We start from the raw sequence: 15,753 nt of genomic DNA, 5'->3' as shown, positions 1-15,753 counted from the left end.
ACTGAAACAACCAGGTGTTGCTTGAACATGAAATCCGAATGAAATAACGCCGCGATGGCGATAAATTAATCTCATTCGGATGTCGTATAAGATTAGGACAGTGACAGTCGTTTTTAGCGATCGTCACTTAAATTAAGTAACTGCTTATCAAAACGCGATTCCTTCAGCGCTTCCTTGACCCGCTTCAAGTTATCTCTGAATTTTGCACCGCGTCGCAAAGTAAATCCTGTCGCCAGCACATCTATCACGGTCAGCTGTGCAAGTCGAGAAACCATGGGCATATAAATGTCAGTATCTTCCGGTACGTCGAGGGTAATTGCCAGCGTTGCTTCCCGGGCGAGCGGGGTACCCGCAGAGGTGAGGGCAATCACCATTGCGTCGTTTTCGCGAGCCAGCTGCGCCAGCTCGACCAGATTTTTTGTTCTTCCAGTGTGAGAAATCAGCACCACCACGTCTCCGTCGCTACAATTCATACAACTCATGCGTTGCAGCACGATATCATCGGAGTACACCACCGGAACATTAAAACGAAAGAACTTATTCATCGCATCGTGGGCAACGGCGGCTGAAGAGCCTAATCCGAAAAAGGCGATTTTTTTTGCCTGAGTGAGCAAGTCGACGGCGCGGTTGATGGCAGATTTATCCAGTGAATGACGGACATGATCAAGCGTTGCCATTGCGGACTCAAATATTTTCCCTGTGTATGATTCAACGCTGTCATCTTCATTGACATTGCGATTAACATAGGGAGTGCCATTCGCCAGACTCTGTGCCAGATGAAGTTTAAAATCAGGAAAACCGCGCGTGTCCATGCTGCGACAGAAACGATTCACCGTCGGTTCGCTAACATTGGCTTCCAGTGCCATAGCAGCAATACTCGAATGGATCGCGTTATCGGGCGAAGCCAGAATGACCTCGGCAACTTTGCGCTCTGATTTGCTCAAATGTTCCAGCTGAGACTGGATTTTTTCCAGCATATTCATGATGTAAAGAGACTCACGGGTAATGACGATTTCCGCACTGAAAGAAATCGAAATGCAGTTTTGTCAGATATTACGCCTGTGTGCCGTGTTAATGACAAAAGCAGATAAAAAAGTTGTTATTTTTTTTCATAACATGATCAGTGTCAGATTTTTACCGAATGGAAAACGATGATTTTTTTATCAGTTTTGCCGCACTTTGCGCGCTTTTCCCGTAATCGCACGGGTGGATAAGCGTTTACAGTTTTCGCAAGCTCGTAAAAGCAGTACAGTGCACCGTAAGAAAATTACAAGTATACCCTGGCTTAAGTACCGGGTTAGTTAACTTAAGGAGAATGACATGGCGGTAACGCAAACAACCCAGGCCTGTGACCTGGTCATTTTCGGCGCGAAAGGCGACCTTGCGCGTCGTAAATTGCTGCCTTCCCTGTATCAACTGGAAAAAGCCGGTCAGCTCAACCCGGACACCCGGATTATCGGCGTAGGGCGTGCTGACTGGGATAAAGCGGCATATACCAAAGTTGTCCGCGAGGCGCTCGAAACTTTCATGAAAGAAACCATTGATGAAGGTTTATGGACACCCTGAGTGCACGTCTGGATTTTTGTAATCTCGATGTCAATGACACTGCTGCATTCAACCGTCTCGGCGCGATGCTGGATCAAAAAAATCGTATCACCATTAACTACTTTGCCATGCCGCCCAGCACTTTTGGCGCAATTTGCAAAGGGCTTGGCGAGGCAAAACTGAATGCTAAACCGGCACGCGTAGTCATGGAGAAACCGCTGGGGACGTCGCTGGCGACCTCGCAGGAAATCAATGATCAGGTTGGCGAATACTTCGAGGAGTGCCAGGTTTACCGTATCGACCACTATCTTGGTAAAGAAACGGTGCTGAACCTGTTGGCGCTGCGTTTTGCTAACTCCCTGTTTGTGAATAACTGGGACAATCGCACCATTGATCATGTTGAGATTACCGTGGCAGAAGAAGTGGGGATCGAAGGGCGCTGGGGCTATTTTGATAAAGCCGGTCAGATGCGTGACATGATTCAGAACCACCTGCTACAAATTCTCTGCATGATTGCGATGTCTCCGCCATCTGACCTGAGCGCAGACAGCATCCGCGATGAAAAAGTGAAAGTACTGAAGTCCCTGCGCCGCATCGACCGCTCCAACGTACGCGAAAAAACCGTACGCGGGCAATATACTGCGGGCTTCGCCCAGGGCAAAAAAGTGCCGGGATATCTGGAAGAAGAGGGCGCGAACAAGAGCAGCAATACAGAAACCTTCGTGGCGATCCGCGTCGACATTGATAACTGGCGCTGGGCCGGTGTGCCATTCTACCTGCGTACTGGTAAACGTCTGCCGACCAAATGTTCTGAAGTCGTGGTCTATTTCAAAACACCTGAACTGAATCTGTTTAAAGAGTCGTGGCAGGATCTGCCGCAGAATAAACTGACTATCCGTCTGCAACCTGATGAAGGCGTGGATATCCAGGTACTGAATAAAGTTCCTGGCCTTGACCACAAACATAACCTGCAAATCACCAAGCTGGATCTGAGCTATTCAGAAACCTTTAATCAGACGCATCTGGCGGATGCCTATGAACGTCTGCTGCTGGAAACCATGCGTGGTATTCAGGCACTGTTTGTACGTCGTGATGAAGTGGAAGAAGCCTGGAAATGGGTAGACTCCATTACTGAGGCGTGGGCGATGGACAATGATGCGCCGAAACCGTATCAGGCCGGAACCTGGGGACCCGTTGCCTCGGTGGCGATGATTACCCGTGATGGTCGTTCCTGGAATGAGTTTGAGTAATATCTGCGCTTATCCTTTATGGTTATTTTACCGGTAACATGATCTTGCACAGATTGTAGAACAATTTTTACACTTTCAGGCCTCGTGCGGATTCACCCACGAGGCTTTTTTTATTACACTGACTGAAACGTTTTTGCCCTATGAGCTCCGGTTACAGGCGTTTCACTCATAAATCCTCTGAATGAAACGCGTTGTGAATCATCCTGCTCTGACAACTCAATTTCAGGAGCCTTTATGAATCCACAATTGTTATGCGTAACAAATCGAATCATTGAACGTTCGCGCGAGACTCGCTCTGCTTATCTCGCCCGGATAGAACAAGCGAAAACGTCGACCGTTCATCGTTCGCAGTTGGCATGCGGTAACCTGGCACACGGTTTCGCTGCCTGCCAGCCAGAAGACAAAGCCTCTTTGAAAAGCATGTTGCGTAACAATATCGCCATCATCACCTCCTATAACGACATGCTCTCCGCGCACCAGCCTTATGAACACTATCCAGAAATCATTCGTAAAGCCCTGCATGAAGCGAATGCGGTTGGTCAGGTTGCGGGCGGTGTTCCGGCGATGTGTGATGGTGTCACCCAGGGGCAGGATGGAATGGAATTGTCGCTGCTAAGCCGCGAAGTGATAGCGATGTCTGCGGCGGTGGGGCTGTCCCATAACATGTTTGATGGTGCTCTGTTCCTCGGTGTGTGCGACAAGATTGTCCCGGGTCTGACGATGGCAGCCCTGTCGCTTGGTCATTTGCCTGCGGTGTTTGTGCCGTCTGGACCGATGGCAAGCGGTTTGCCAAATAAAGAAAAAGTGCGTATTCGCCAGCTTTATGCCGAAGGTAAAGTGGACCGCATGGCCTTACTGGAGTCAGAAGCCGCGTCTTACCATGCGCCGGGAACATGTACTTTCTACGGTACTGCCAACACCAACCAGATGGTGGTGGAATTTATGGGGATGCAGTTGCCAGGCTCTTCTTTTGTTCATCCGGATTCTCCGCTGCGCGATGCTTTGACCGCTGCCGCTGCGCGTCAGGTTACACGCATGACCGGTAATGGTAATGAATGGATGCCGATCGGTAAGATGATCGATGAGAAAGTGGTGGTGAACGGTATCGTTGCACTGCTGGCGACCGGTGGTTCCACTAACCACACCATGCACCTGGTGGCGATGGCGCGCGCGGCCGGTATTCAGATTAACTGGGATGACTTCTCTGACCTTTCTGATGTTGTACCGCTGATGGCACGTCTCTACCCGAACGGTCCGGCCGATATTAACCACTTCCAGGCGGCAGGTGGCGTACCGGTTCTGGTGCGTGAACTGCTCAAAGCAGGCCTGCTGCATGAAGATGTCAATACGGTGGCAGGCTTTGGTCTGTCTCGTTATACCCTTGAACCATGGCTGAATAATGGTGAACAGGACTGGCGGGAAGGGGCGGAAAAATCACTCGACAGCAATGTGATCGCTTCCTTCGAACAACCTTTCTCTCATCATGGTGGGACAAAAGTGTTAAGCGGTAACCTGGGCCGTGCGGTTATGAAAACCTCTGCCGTGCCGGTTGAGAACCAGGTGATTGAAGCGCCAGCGGTTGTTTTTGAAAGCCAGCATGACGTTATGCCGGCCTTTGAAGCGGGTTTGCTGGACCGCGATTGTGTCGTTGTTGTCCGTCATCAGGGGCCAAAAGCGAACGGAATGCCAGAATTACATAAACTCATGCCGCCACTTGGTGTATTATTGGACCGGTGTTTCAAAATTGCGTTAGTTACCGATGGACGACTCTCCGGCGCTTCAGGTAAAGTGCCGTCAGCTATCCACGTAACACCAGAAGCCTACGATGGCGGGCTGCTGGCAAAAGTGCGCGACGGGGACATCATTCGTGTGAATGGACAGACAGGCGAACTGACGCTGCTGGTAGACGAAGCGGAACTGGCTGCTCGCGAACCGCACATTCCTGACCTGAGCGCGTCACGCGTGGGGACAGGACGTGAATTATTCAGCGCCTTGCGTGAAAAACTGTCCGGTGCCGAACAGGGCGCAACCTGTATCACTTTTTAAGACGACAAATTTGTAATCAGGCGAGAGAAAACTCTGATGAAAAACTGGAAAACAAGTGCAGAATCAATCCTGACCACCGGCCCGGTTGTACCGGTTATCGTGGTAAAAAAACTGGAACACGCAGTGCCGATGGCAAAAGCGTTGGTTGCTGGTGGGGTGCGCGTTCTGGAAGTGACTCTGCGTACCGAGTGTGCAGTTGACGCTATCCGTGCTATCGCCAAAGAAGTGCCTGAAGCGATTGTGGGTGCCGGTACGGTGCTGAATCCACAGCAGCTGGCAGAAGTCACTGAAGCGGGTGCACAGTTCGCAATTAGCCCGGGTCTGACCGAGCCGCTGCTGAAAGCTGCTACCGAAGGGACTATTCCTCTAATTCCGGGGATCAGCACTGTTTCCGAACTGATGCTGGGTATGGACTACGGTTTGAAAGAGTTCAAATTCTTCCCGGCTGAAGCTAACGGCGGCGTGAAAGCCCTGCAGGCGATCGCGGGTCCGTTCTCCCAGGTCCGTTTCTGCCCGACGGGTGGTATTTCTCCGGCTAACTACCGTGACTACCTGGCGCTGAAAAGCGTGCTGTGCATCGGTGGTTCCTGGCTGGTTCCGGCAGATGCGCTGGAAGCGGGCGATTACGACCGCATTACTAAGCTGGCGCGTGAAGCTGTAGAAGGCGCTAAGCTGTAAAAGTCAAAACGCCCGATCTACGATCGGGCATTTTTGTAGCGTTTTTTTGCCGGGTTTAACCCTGTACTTTTACCTGTCCGGCGGCGTGCTTCGCGCGTTCAATGGCGTCAACAACACTCTCAGCGGTCGCCAGCGCAACACCCAGACGACGGCTGCCATCAATTTCCGGCTTACCAAATAAACGAATCTGCAAATCTGCGCCTACGGCATTCTGCACATTATCAAACGTGACATTCTGACTGGTCAGTTGTGGCAGAATAACGGCAGAAGCTGCAGGACCATACTGACGGATCCCGCCAACCGGAAGTCCGAGGAAGGCACGTACATGCAGGGCAAACTCTGAAAGATCTTGAGAAATTAACGTCACCATCCCGGTATCATGTGGACGAGGGGAGACCTCACTGAAAATCACCTCATCACCACAGACAAACAGCTCGACACCAAACAGACCATAACCGCCCAGTGCCAGCACCACTTTACGGGCAATCTCCTGCGCACGTTCAAGGGCAAGCGGGCTCATTTGCTGTGGTTGCCAGGATTCACGGTAGTCGCCATCTTCCTGGCGATGACCTACCGGTGCACAGAAATGGACGCCATCCACCGCGCTGACGGTTAGCAAGGTAATTTCGAAGTCAAACTTAACGACGCCTTCAACAATTACGCGGCCCGCTCCGGCGCGACCGCCTTGCTGAGCGTACTTCCATGCCTGAGCAAGTTGCTCTGCAGAACGAATAAACGTCTGCCCCTTGCCGGAAGAGCTCATCACCGGTTTTACAATGCAGGGATAGCCAATGTCAGCAACCGCCTCGCGGAAAAGGCTTTCGCTATCGGCAAAACGATAAGTGGAAGTGGGCAGCTGCAGCTCTTCTGCCGCCAGGCGACGGATACCCTCGCGATTCATCGTTAATTTCGTTGCGCGAGCGCAGGGGACAACATTCAGTCCTTCCTCTTCAAGTTGGATCAGCATATCGGTGGCAATAGCTTCGATCTCCGGCACGATATAATGTGGTTTTTCCAGTTCAACCACACGGCGTAATGCATCACCATCAAGCATATTAATGACATGGGAGCGATGCGCGACATGCATGGCTGGTGCGTCGGCATAGCGATCGACGGCAATCACCTCTACGCCGAGACGCTGACACTCGATTGCCACTTCTTTACCCAGTTCACCGGAGCCTAATAACATCACGCGAGTTGCTGCCGGACGCAGCGCAGTGCCTAATAACGTCATAACGAATATCCCCTGATTAATTCCGCGCGCAGTATAAACGAAAACGTTTGCGTGTGTCTTTATTGCTGATGTTGATTTCTCAACCGAAAAGAAATATACTGTATAAAATCACAGTTATTATGAGAGGCTGCAAATGGCGGTTGAAGTTAAATACGTAGTCATTCGTGAGGGCGAAGAGAAAATGTCGTTTACCAGCAAAAAGGAAGCCGATGCTTATGACAAAATGCTTGATACGGCGGATCTGCTTGACACCTGGCTGACAAATTCTCCAGTGCAAATGGAAGACGAGCAACGTGAAGCCCTTTCGCTATGGCTGGCAGAACAAAAAGATGTGCTGAGCACCATTCTGAAAACCGGCAAATTACCGTCCCCACAGGTCGTCGGTGCTGAATCCGAAGAGGAAGATGCCTCACACGCGGCCTGAAGCAACTTGCGCTCCTGACAATTTGTACCATGCTTTCTCCTGAATCATTGTGCTATGGAGAAAAACATGAAAAAAAGAGGGGCGTTTTTAGGGCTGTTGTTGGTTTCTGCCTGCGCATCAGTTTTCGCTGCCAATAATGAAACCAGCAAGTCGGTCACTTTCCCAAAGTGTGAAGGTCTGGATGCTGCCGGAATTGCCGCGAGCGTAAAACGTGATTATCAACAAAATCGCGTGGCGCGTTGGGCAGATGATCAAAAAATTGTCGGTCAGGCCGATCCCGTGGCTTGGGTCAGTTTGCAGGACATTCAGGGTAAAGATGATAAATGGTCAGTACCGCTAACCGTGCGTGGTAAAAGTGCCGATATTCATTACCAGGTCAGCGTGGACTGCAAAGCGGGAATGGCGGAATATCAGCGGCGTTAATGGCTTCTGATAATTCGATTGACCGTTGGTGGATGCGGCGCGAGTGCCTTGTCCGCCCCAGAACGCACCACAATCGTAGGCCTGAGAAGACGCAACAGCGTCGCATCGGGCAATCAGCATCAAACAATGCCACTCAAAACGACAAACTACTTTCACCTAAAATACCCTTATCACCTGATATACAGTAAATACCTTACCTGGCGCGAATTTCTTTGAATAACGGCCTACCGCCCCGCTTATTTGCGCATCTTTTGTCTCGATATACATTTTCTGACATCCTCATCCGCTATGCTACAGGCACTAAAAATGGTTATTGAGGAGCAAATATGGCTAACTGGTTAAATCAACTGCAATCCCTGCTTGGGCAAAGCAGTTCTTCTACCTCCTCGTCTGCGGATCAGGGATTGGGCAAACTGTTAGTGCCAGGCGCATTAGGCGGACTGGCTGGGCTGCTGGTCGCAAATAAATCAGCACGTAAACTTCTTACGAAATATGGCACCAACGCGTTACTGGTTGGCGGCGGAGCGGTAGCGGGTACGGTGCTGTGGAATAAATACAAAGATAAAATTCGCGCGGCGCATCAGGACGAACCGCAGTTTGGCGCGCAAAGTACGCCGCTGGATGAGCGTACAGAACGTTTGATCCTTGCGCTGGTCTTTGCCGCTAAAAGTGATGGTCATATTGATGCCAAAGAACGTGCGGCAATCGACCAGCAATTGCGTGAAGCCGGCGTGGAAGAGCAGGGGCGTGTACTCATTGAGCAGGCAATCGAACAACCGCTGGATCCACAACGCCTGGCTACCGGGGTCCGCAATGAAGAAGAGGCGCTGGAAATCTATTTCCTGAGTTGCGCGGCTATTGATATTGACCATTTTATGGAACGCAGTTACCTGAATGCACTGGGTGACGCGCTGAAAATCCCCCAGGATGTTCGTGACGGCATTGAACGCGATCTCGAACAGCAAAAACGCACTTTGGCGGAATAATTCCGCTCTCTGGATAGCCTGAAGTTGACTATTTCGGGCTATCCAGAACCGCACAGCCATTTGAACAGGCTGAGTTTCTCTGTCTGCATAACATTCGATATCCGTGCCATTACCTGTCATCATCTAAGCAATGACTCCCCTGTTTCGCTTGCATCCCCGGTGAGTTTTGCCACCCTTATAAGATGTTTCAACCAGAAAGAACAATAACATGCTACCAAAAGCCGCCCGCATTCCCCACGCCATGACGCTTCATGGCGATACGCGCATCGATAATTACTACTGGCTGCGGGATGATACGCGTTCTCAGCCAGAAGTCCTGGACTACCTGCAACAAGAAAATAGTTACGGTCATCGGGTGATGGCCTCACAACAAGCCTTGCAGGATCGCATCTTAAAGGAAATCATCGACCGCATTCCGCAACGAGAAGTTTCTGCGCCCTACATCAAAAATGGCTACCGCTATCGGCATATTTATGAACCAGGCTGTGAATATGCTATCTACCAGCGTCAATCGGCATTCAGTGAAGAGTGGGATGAGTGGGAAATATTGCTCGATGCCAATAAGCGCGCAGCTCATAGTGAGTTTTATTCGATGGGCGGAATGGCGATTACGCCCGATAACACCATTATGGCGCTGGCAGAAGATTTTCTTTCCCGACGCCAGTACGGCATTCGTTTTCGTAATCTGGAAACTGGTAACTGGTACCCGGAACTGCTGGATAACGTTGAACCCAGCTTTGTCTGGGCAAATGACTCCTGGACTTTCTACTATGTTCGCAAGCATCCGGTGACGCTGCTGCCTTATCAGGTCTGGCGTCACGCCATCGGTACGCCAGCATCGCAAGATAAACTGATCTACGAAGAAAAAGACGATACCTATTACGTCAGCCTGCATAAAACGACCTCGAAGCACTATGTAGTCATTCATTTGGCCAGCGCCACCACCAGTGAAGTTCGCCTGCTGGACGCGGAAATGGCCGATGCCGAGCCGTTTGTTTTTCTGCCGCGCCGCAAAGATCACGAATACAGCCTTGATCACTACCAGCATCGTTTTTATCTGCGTTCCAACCGCCACGGCAAAAACTTTGGCTTATACCGTACCCGTATGCGTGATGAGCAACAGTGGGAAGAGTTAATTCCGCCATGCGAAAACATCATGCTGGAAGGGTTTACGCTGTTTACCGACTGGCTGGTGGTTGAAGAGCGTCAGCGCGGGTTAACCAGTTTGCGCCAAATTAACCGCAAGACCCGGGAAGTCATTGGTATTGCCTTTGATGATCCAGCCTATGTGACCTGGATTGCCTACAATCCAGAACCTGAAACCGCGCGATTGCGTTATGGTTATTCTTCCATGACCACACCAGACACTTTGTTTGAACTGGATATGGATACCGATGAGCGTCGTGTATTAAAACAAACGGAAGTTCCTGGTTTTGATGCGGCGAATTACCGCAGTGAACACCTGTGGATAGTCGCCCGTGATGGCGTCGAAGTTCCGGTTTCGTTGGTCTACCATCGCAAACATTTTCGCAAAGGACACAACCCGTTGCTGGTGTATGGCTATGGTTCTTACGGCGCAAGTATTGATGCCGATTTCAGTTTTAGCCGCTTGAGTTTGTTAGATCGTGGCTTTGTCTACGCCATTGTCCATGTTCGCGGCGGTGGTGAGCTGGGGCAACAATGGTACGAAGACGGAAAATTTCTGAAGAAGAAAAATACGTTTAATGATTATCTTGATGCCTGCGATGCATTGTTAAAACTGGGCTATGGCTCTCCTTCGCTTTGTTATGCGATGGGCGGGAGTGCGGGGGGCATGTTGATGGGCGTTGCAATTAATCAACGCCCGGAATTATTCCACGGCGTTATCGCCCAGGTACCGTTTGTTGATGTTGTAACAACGATGCTTGATGAATCAATTCCTCTTACCACTGGTGAGTTTGAAGAGTGGGGTAACCCGCAGGATCCGCAATATTACGAGTACATGAAAAGCTACAGCCCGTATGACAACGTCACCGCACAGGCTTATCCGCATTTACTGGTAACGACCGGTTTACACGATTCTCAGGTGCAATATTGGGAACCGGCAAAATGGGTCGCTAAATTGCGCGAGCTGAAAACCGATAACCATCTTTTATTGCTCTGTACCGACATGGACTCAGGCCATGGCGGTAAATCTGGCCGCTTTAAATCGTACGAAGGCGTAGCGATGGAATATGCTTTTCTGGTCGCGCTGGCGCAGGGAACATTACCCGCTACGCCTGCGGATTAAGTATTTTCCAGATAATGTTTCAGTGTTAAACGCAGCTCCGGGCTCATGCTGTCCAGGTTATTAAATAACCAGCGCAGATAGCCCGGATCGCGTTCGGCAACGTCGGAAACCGCTTTGCCACGGTATTTGCCAAAGGTGAAGGTCGTCATCAACGACGGACGTCCGGTGATATCGGCCATCTGTTCTGCCGTCCAGCCGGAGGTGTTCATAATATCGATAAGCAACGCGGCGGTGATATAACAGTCATACAACGCGCGGTGATGATGCAGGCCCGGCGGCGTCTGTACATTGAGCTTCCGTGTTTTATATAACGCCATATTGCTGTACTTGATTCCTGGCCACAAGCGACGGGCCAGTTTCATGGTGCAAATCCACTCACCGGGCATCTCAGGCAGTACGCGGCGGTCAAAGCTGGCGTTGTGCGCGACATACCATTCACTGCCGTAATAGTGTGGGATCACATCTTCAATCCACGGTTTATCGGCGACCATGGCTTCGGTGATGCGATGAATCGCCATCGCTTGTGGACTAATAGGACGATCGGGGCGCACCAGGTGGCTCATGGGGTTGACGATTTTTCCGTCAATGACATCAACAGAGGCAATCTCAACGATCCCTCCCTGCAAACCGCAGGTTTCTGTATCGATAATGCGCAACATGGCATACTCCAGGCCGAAAAAGCCTAGCGTAATGGAATGATATCGCCTTGCCAACCCTGTGATGAACGCTGACCGACTAACAATAATGAACCACGATCGGCGCGAACGATGAGACGACCATATTCATCCCATAGTGCACTGTTACCACGGGCATTTGCCATCAGCACAGCAATCGAGTACTGATGTGAAAAAAATTGTAAGCGACGGGCCGACGCCAGCAGGTCGGGTTCTCCCAGACATTGCCCTGTCGTAAACAGTGAACAGGTCGGGTCCATATCCATACCTTCCGGTTGTTCATCGACCACCGTGATGGTTCTGGAACGACGGCCCAGACATGCACCATGACTCTGATGGTAGATCCCAGGCGTTTTTCGCCACGGTGCGAACACCGCAATTCCACGAATAAAGCGATCGTTATATTCAACGGGAAGGCCGGCAATGATGGTCATTCGCCAGGTCGTTGCGGCATAACAAAGCGGGTCTAACAGTGAGAGATCGGGTGGGGCAGGAAGGGCACGTCGCGAATAATCACACCCCAGTAAAGAAAGCGATGGAAAAACTAACAGCTGACATTGTTGCCTGGCGGCGGCCCTCACAAACTCCAGATGATGAGCTACTTGTTCGGTGAGTGAGGTTTTACGAGGCTCATATTGCGCTGCTGCAACTTTCCAGAACGACATAATGACTTCCTTTTCAAAATGACTGCAAATTATGGGTGCGGTTTAGAAAATACTCATAATTTAGCAGGCGTTATGTAAGAAAGTGTAACCCTGTATAAGTTTTATTTAAGTTTGGGCTCGTAAGGTAAACGTGACAGATTGACCGAAGCCAAACGGTGGGCAATAAGCCGCTCGCGAAACCAGCTGCGCAAATGTTCAGGCTGTTCACGTTCAACCGCTTCAGCGATCACCGGCATATTGTAGCGTTCTTTAAATGCCACCCCGGCCGCCGCCAAATCGACATTCACTTTATCCATTTCTGTTTGATCCAGTTTAGCCAGATTCTTCAGCATTCTTAATCTCCTCATCATTCGCGGGCAAAAGTTACTAAGAGTGAGCCAGGATGGCAAGCCGGAATTGATGATCCTCGACTCAGACATTAGACAAGGTTATGCTCTGTAAAAAAGTTATTACAAAAAGGAATAGATAATATGGCTTCAACTGCACGCTCCCTTCGCTACGCGCTGGCAATCCTGACCACTTCGTTGGTGACACCTTTCGTCTGGGCACATGCGCATTTAACGCATCAGTATCCTGCGGCAAACGCGCAAGTGACAGCTGCACCGCAGGCAATCACTTTAAACTTCTCGGAAGGTGTGGAAACAGGATTCAGTGGTGCAAAAATCACGGGGCCAAAAAACGAAAATATTAAAACATTACCGGCGAAGCGAAATGAGCAGGACCAAAAGCAACTGATTGTTCCACTGGCCGATTCGCTGAAACCCGGAACCTACACCGTTGACTGGCATGTTGTTTCGGTGGACGGGCATAAAACGAAAGGACACTACACCTTTAGCGTGAAATAAATCATGCTGGCGTTTACCTGGATCGCGCTGCGATTTATCCATTTCACCTCGCTGATGCTGGTTTTTGGCTTCGCAATGTACGGTGCCTGGCTGGCCCCCTTGACGATTCGTCGCTTGCTGGCGAAGCGTTTTCTGCGTTTACAACAGCACGCTGCCGTCTGGAGTTTGATCAGTGCCACTGCAATGCTCGCCGTTCAGGGCGGGTTGATGGGAACGGGATGGACAGATGTATTTTCGCCAAACATTTGGCAGGCTGTTTTGCAAACGCAGTTTGGTGGCGTCTGGTTATGGCAAATTGTTCTCGCCCTCGTAACGTTGATCGTCGCCCTTATGCAACCGCGGAATATGCCACGTTTGCTGTTTATGCTCACTACCGCGCAATTTATTCTGCTGGCGGGAATGGGGCATGCGACACTGAATGAAGGGGTAACGGCGAAAATCCATCAGACTAATCACGCGATTCACCTGATTTGTGCGGCGGCGTGGTTTGGGGGATTACTGCCGGTGCTCTGGTGTATGCAACTCATCAAAGGCCGTTGGCGACACCAGGCTATTCAGGCGCTGATGTGTTTTTCATGGTGCGGGCATTTTGCGGTGATCGGCGTACTGGCAAGCGGCGTGCTTAATGCATTGTTGATTACCGGATTTCCCCCCACGCTTACGACTTACTGGGGCCAACTCTTATTGCTCAAAGCCATCCTGGTGATGATTATGGTGGTCATTGCGCTGGCTAATCGTTATGTTCTTGTACCGCGCATGAGGCAGGAGGAAGATCGTGCGGCACCCTGGTTTGTGTGGATGACTAAACTCGAATGGGCGATAGGTGCGGTAGTGCTGGTGATCATCAGCCTGCTTGCGACTCTCGAACCTTTTTGATGGATTACGAAAATGATGAAAAAAAGTATTCTGGCGTTTCTGTTACTCACCAGTTCTGCAGCGGCGCTGGCTGCACCGCAGGTGATTACCGTCAGTCGTTTTGAAGTGGGTAAAGACAAATGGGCGTTTAATCGCGAAGAGGTGATGCTGACTTGCCGACCGGGTAATGCTTTGTATGTTATTAATCCGAGTACCCTCGTGCAGTATCCTTTAAACGATATCGCACAAAAGGAAGTTGCCAGTGGGAAGACCAATGCCCAACCCATTTCGGTGATTCAGATTGATGATCCTAACAATCCCGGCGAAAAAATGAGTCTGGCACCGTTTATAGAACGAGCTGAAAAACTCTGTTAATTACCTAAAATAGCCTTTTGATTTCCAATAAAAAAACCGCCTCAGTTCTTTCACCAGAACGGGCGGTTTTTAACATTTAAGCTGATGACCACCGCGCTTTTTATTGACCATTTTGCACGCAAACTGGAAAACCTGGCGTCGTCATCTATTCTTAAAGGGCAAGGCAACTAAGCCTGCATTAATGCCAACTTTTAGCGCACGGCTCTCTCCCAAGAGCCATTTCCCTGGACCGAATACAGGAATCGTATTCGGTCTTTTTTTAATTGCATTTGAAATCAATTAGTTGCAAATGTCTCCCCCGAAATTCCCCGAAATTTACTCGAATTTCTGTATTCCGGTCTTTTTGGTTATATCACAACCAAAATACATTTAACAATCCATTTACGTTAAAATCAGAGCAGTAAGTACGTTTTTTCTCTCTCATCAAGATACATTTTTGTTGTCTTCTCCGATGTGTGGCCAAGTAGACGCTGAGCAAATTCTTCTCCACATGTTTCTTTGTACAATCGTCCAGCCAGGCTTCTGATCTCGTGAAAAGTTGGTGGGTTTTCACTGAACTGGATACCTGTGAATTTTCTGGCTGCGACAAATTTTTTTGTCAGGCCATCCGGGTGAATGCTGCCGTCAGGGCTGTTTTTTCTAATCCCGGCACTGATTAGATAATCTCCCCGGCTTACCAGGCGGCATCGTTCAACTACTGTACCAAGCCGTAGACCAGCGACAGGAAGGCTGAGTGACAGGGGGATAGCAATCATCATTCCTGTCTTAATTTGCCTGACGTGGAGACGATCATCATAAATATCACTGAACCGCATATTCGTTATGTCTTCGCGACGTTGTCCTGTTACAAGGGCTAAATCCATAGCTAATGGGAACCATGCCGGAAGTTGATCTGCTGCCTCCCTGATGCAGTTGTATATCTTTAGTTTCAGTCGTTCTCTTGTAACTACTATTTTCGGTGCTCTTGTTGGCGTGACTGGATTTTGAGATATACGTCCTTCAACAATGGCCTCGCGAAACATATCAGACAACACAGAACGCATTGATCCTGCCATTGTGTTTTTCCCTCCTTCAATCCACAAATCAAGAAACTCGGCAATATGGCGAGTGGTTATTTCTGTCAGTAAAATCTCTCCCAATTTTTCTTTTATTGTCTCCAGTTGATTTGCCCGAATTTTATAAGTATTTCTGGACACTTTTCTCCTTATAAGAATCGTTTTGTAACGTTCAATCCAGTCTGCCATAGTAAATGAGTCGAACCCTTTAAGTTTTTCAATTAAGGCAGCGGGAGAGTAGTTTTTGTATATATAATGATTTGCTTCAATTGCCTGCGTTACTGCATCTCTTCTTGAAATTTTACCTAGTGTAAATTCTTCTTTCGTCAGAGGGTTGCGCCAGTAATATGCTTTGTCTCTCCTTCGATATGTTAAGTTTCTAGGCAAATTGGGATCGTATTTTTTCCGCTGCATGTTTTAACTTCTCCA

Annotated in this window: 15 protein-coding genes and 1 pseudogene; 10 read left to right on the top strand and 6 right to left on the bottom strand. The window is 49.6% G+C overall.

The features are described 5' to 3' along the window. Positions 1-113: 113 nt before the first annotated feature. A complete protein-coding gene (gene hexR / locus C1P89_RS08845) occupies positions 114-983 on the bottom strand; it encodes a DNA-binding transcriptional regulator HexR (RefSeq protein WP_001056706.1) in 870 nt (289 codons plus the stop codon). A 337-nt stretch (positions 984-1,320) separates the two neighbouring features. Here hexR and zwf point away from each other — a divergent pair. From zwf to kdgA, 3 genes and pseudogenes are all read left to right on the top strand, one after another. Then, positions 1,321-2,795, top strand: a pseudogene (gene zwf, locus C1P89_RS08840) (glucose-6-phosphate dehydrogenase). A gap of 234 nt (positions 2,796-3,029) precedes the next feature. Beyond that, positions 3,030-4,841, top strand: a complete 1,812-nt coding sequence (gene edd / locus C1P89_RS08835) for a phosphogluconate dehydratase (RefSeq protein ID WP_001069438.1) — start codon at positions 3,030-3,032, stop codon at positions 4,839-4,841. Between the two features lie 36 nt (positions 4,842-4,877). Next, positions 4,878-5,519 (top strand): bifunctional 4-hydroxy-2-oxoglutarate aldolase/2-dehydro-3-deoxy-phosphogluconate aldolase, encoded by a 642-nt coding sequence (gene kdgA / locus C1P89_RS08830; RefSeq protein WP_000800512.1) that lies wholly within the window; start codon positions 4,878-4,880, stop codon positions 5,517-5,519. A 55-nt stretch (positions 5,520-5,574) separates the two neighbouring features. Here the strand turns inward: kdgA and purT are convergent, their stop codons facing one another. Next, entirely contained in the window at positions 5,575-6,753 is a 1,179-nt protein-coding gene (gene purT / locus C1P89_RS08825) for a formate-dependent phosphoribosylglycinamide formyltransferase (RefSeq protein ID WP_000173484.1), read from the bottom strand. A gap of 133 nt (positions 6,754-6,886) precedes the next feature. On the opposite strand from purT, the gene yebG reads away from it, so the two are divergent. From yebG to ptrB, 4 genes are all read left to right on the top strand, one after another. After that, positions 6,887-7,177, top strand: coding sequence for a DNA damage-inducible protein YebG (yebG, locus tag C1P89_RS08820; protein ID WP_000257738.1), 291 nt, complete (start codon positions 6,887-6,889; stop codon positions 7,175-7,177). Positions 7,178-7,243: 66 nt separating this feature from the next. Next, positions 7,244-7,600, top strand: coding sequence for a protein YebF (yebF, locus tag C1P89_RS08815; protein WP_001295500.1), 357 nt, complete (start codon positions 7,244-7,246; stop codon positions 7,598-7,600). Between the two features lie 326 nt (positions 7,601-7,926). Further along, positions 7,927-8,586: a tellurite resistance TerB family protein gene (locus C1P89_RS08810; RefSeq protein ID WP_000024745.1), complete on the top strand. Its 660-nt coding sequence runs from the start codon at positions 7,927-7,929 to the stop codon at positions 8,584-8,586. A 208-nt stretch (positions 8,587-8,794) separates the two neighbouring features. After that, complete coding sequence (gene ptrB, locus C1P89_RS08805) at positions 8,795-10,855, top strand: oligopeptidase B (RefSeq protein WP_000936913.1); 2,061 nt, start codon at positions 8,795-8,797, stop codon at positions 10,853-10,855. On the opposite strand, the gene exoX is transcribed toward ptrB, so the two are convergent. The 3 genes from exoX to holE all read right to left on the bottom strand — a co-directional run bounded on the left by exoX (position 10,852) and on the right by holE (position 12,526). After that, entirely contained in the window at positions 10,852-11,514 is a 663-nt protein-coding gene (gene exoX / locus C1P89_RS08800) for an exodeoxyribonuclease X (RefSeq protein WP_000944256.1), read from the bottom strand. The genes ptrB and exoX overlap by 4 nt on opposite strands. Before the next feature lie 23 nt (positions 11,515-11,537). Further along, positions 11,538-12,194, bottom strand: coding sequence for a carbon-nitrogen hydrolase family protein YobB (gene yobB / locus C1P89_RS08795; protein ID WP_000011652.1), 657 nt, complete (start codon positions 12,192-12,194; stop codon positions 11,538-11,540). 101 nt (positions 12,195-12,295) lie between these two features. After that, a complete protein-coding gene (gene holE / locus C1P89_RS08790) occupies positions 12,296-12,526 on the bottom strand; it encodes a DNA polymerase III subunit theta (protein WP_000916763.1) in 231 nt (76 codons plus the stop codon). A 138-nt stretch (positions 12,527-12,664) separates the two neighbouring features. Between holE and yobA the strand changes: the two genes are divergently transcribed. The 3 genes from yobA to C1P89_RS08775 are packed head-to-tail and all read left to right on the top strand — an operon-like array spanning position 12,665 to position 14,269. Beyond that, complete coding sequence (gene yobA, locus C1P89_RS08785; protein WP_000168735.1) at positions 12,665-13,039, top strand: CopC domain-containing protein YobA; 375 nt, start codon at positions 12,665-12,667, stop codon at positions 13,037-13,039. A 3-nt stretch (positions 13,040-13,042) separates the two neighbouring features. Further along, on the top strand, positions 13,043-13,915 hold the full coding sequence (gene copD / locus C1P89_RS08780) for a copper homeostasis membrane protein CopD (protein WP_000879296.1): 873 nt from the start codon (positions 13,043-13,045) through the stop codon (positions 13,913-13,915). A 12-nt stretch (positions 13,916-13,927) separates the two neighbouring features. Continuing rightward, positions 13,928-14,269 carry a YebY family protein gene (locus C1P89_RS08775; RefSeq protein WP_000976476.1) on the top strand — a complete coding sequence of 114 codons (342 nt, stop codon included), beginning with the start codon at positions 13,928-13,930 and terminating at the stop codon, positions 14,267-14,269. Between the two features lie 392 nt (positions 14,270-14,661). On the opposite strand, the gene C1P89_RS08770 is transcribed toward C1P89_RS08775, so the two are convergent. Beyond that, on the bottom strand, positions 14,662-15,738 hold the full coding sequence (locus C1P89_RS08770; RefSeq protein ID WP_001189101.1) for a tyrosine-type recombinase/integrase: 1,077 nt from the start codon (positions 15,736-15,738) through the stop codon (positions 14,662-14,664). Positions 15,739-15,753: the final 15 nt, after the last annotated feature.

This window comes from Shigella sonnei, from assembly GCF_002950395.1.
In the GTDB taxonomy this organism is placed as follows: Bacteria; Pseudomonadota; Gammaproteobacteria; order Enterobacterales; family Enterobacteriaceae; genus ECMA0423.
Note: the sequence above shows the minus strand (reverse complement) of the source record. Positions and strands in the feature narration are given on the sequence as shown.

Excerpts from the sequence above, each read along its gene's own strand:
- hexR (WP_001056706.1), bottom strand. The coding sequence starts at position 983 with ATGAATATGCTGGAAAAAATCCAGTCTCAGCTGGAACATTTGAGCAAA.
- edd (WP_001069438.1), top strand. The coding sequence starts at position 3,030 with ATGAATCCACAATTGTTATGCGTAACAAATCGAATCATTGAACGTTCG.
- kdgA (WP_000800512.1), top strand. The coding sequence starts at position 4,878 with ATGAAAAACTGGAAAACAAGTGCAGAATCAATCCTGACCACCGGCCCG.
- purT (WP_000173484.1), bottom strand. The coding sequence starts at position 6,753 with ATGACGTTATTAGGCACTGCGCTGCGTCCGGCAGCAACTCGCGTGATG.
- yebG (WP_000257738.1), top strand. The coding sequence starts at position 6,887 with ATGGCGGTTGAAGTTAAATACGTAGTCATTCGTGAGGGCGAAGAGAAA.
- yebF (WP_001295500.1), top strand. The coding sequence starts at position 7,244 with ATGAAAAAAAGAGGGGCGTTTTTAGGGCTGTTGTTGGTTTCTGCCTGC.
- C1P89_RS08810 (WP_000024745.1), top strand. The coding sequence starts at position 7,927 with ATGGCTAACTGGTTAAATCAACTGCAATCCCTGCTTGGGCAAAGCAGT.
- ptrB (WP_000936913.1), top strand. The coding sequence starts at position 8,795 with ATGCTACCAAAAGCCGCCCGCATTCCCCACGCCATGACGCTTCATGGC.
- exoX (WP_000944256.1), bottom strand. The coding sequence starts at position 11,514 with ATGTTGCGCATTATCGATACAGAAACCTGCGGTTTGCAGGGAGGGATC.
- yobB (WP_000011652.1), bottom strand. The coding sequence starts at position 12,194 with ATGTCGTTCTGGAAAGTTGCAGCAGCGCAATATGAGCCTCGTAAAACC.
- holE (WP_000916763.1), bottom strand. The coding sequence starts at position 12,526 with ATGCTGAAGAATCTGGCTAAACTGGATCAAACAGAAATGGATAAAGTG.
- yobA (WP_000168735.1), top strand. The coding sequence starts at position 12,665 with ATGGCTTCAACTGCACGCTCCCTTCGCTACGCGCTGGCAATCCTGACC.
- copD (WP_000879296.1), top strand. The coding sequence starts at position 13,043 with ATGCTGGCGTTTACCTGGATCGCGCTGCGATTTATCCATTTCACCTCG.
- C1P89_RS08775 (WP_000976476.1), top strand. The coding sequence starts at position 13,928 with ATGATGAAAAAAAGTATTCTGGCGTTTCTGTTACTCACCAGTTCTGCA.
- C1P89_RS08770 (WP_001189101.1), bottom strand. The coding sequence starts at position 15,738 with ATGCAGCGGAAAAAATACGATCCCAATTTGCCTAGAAACTTAACATAT.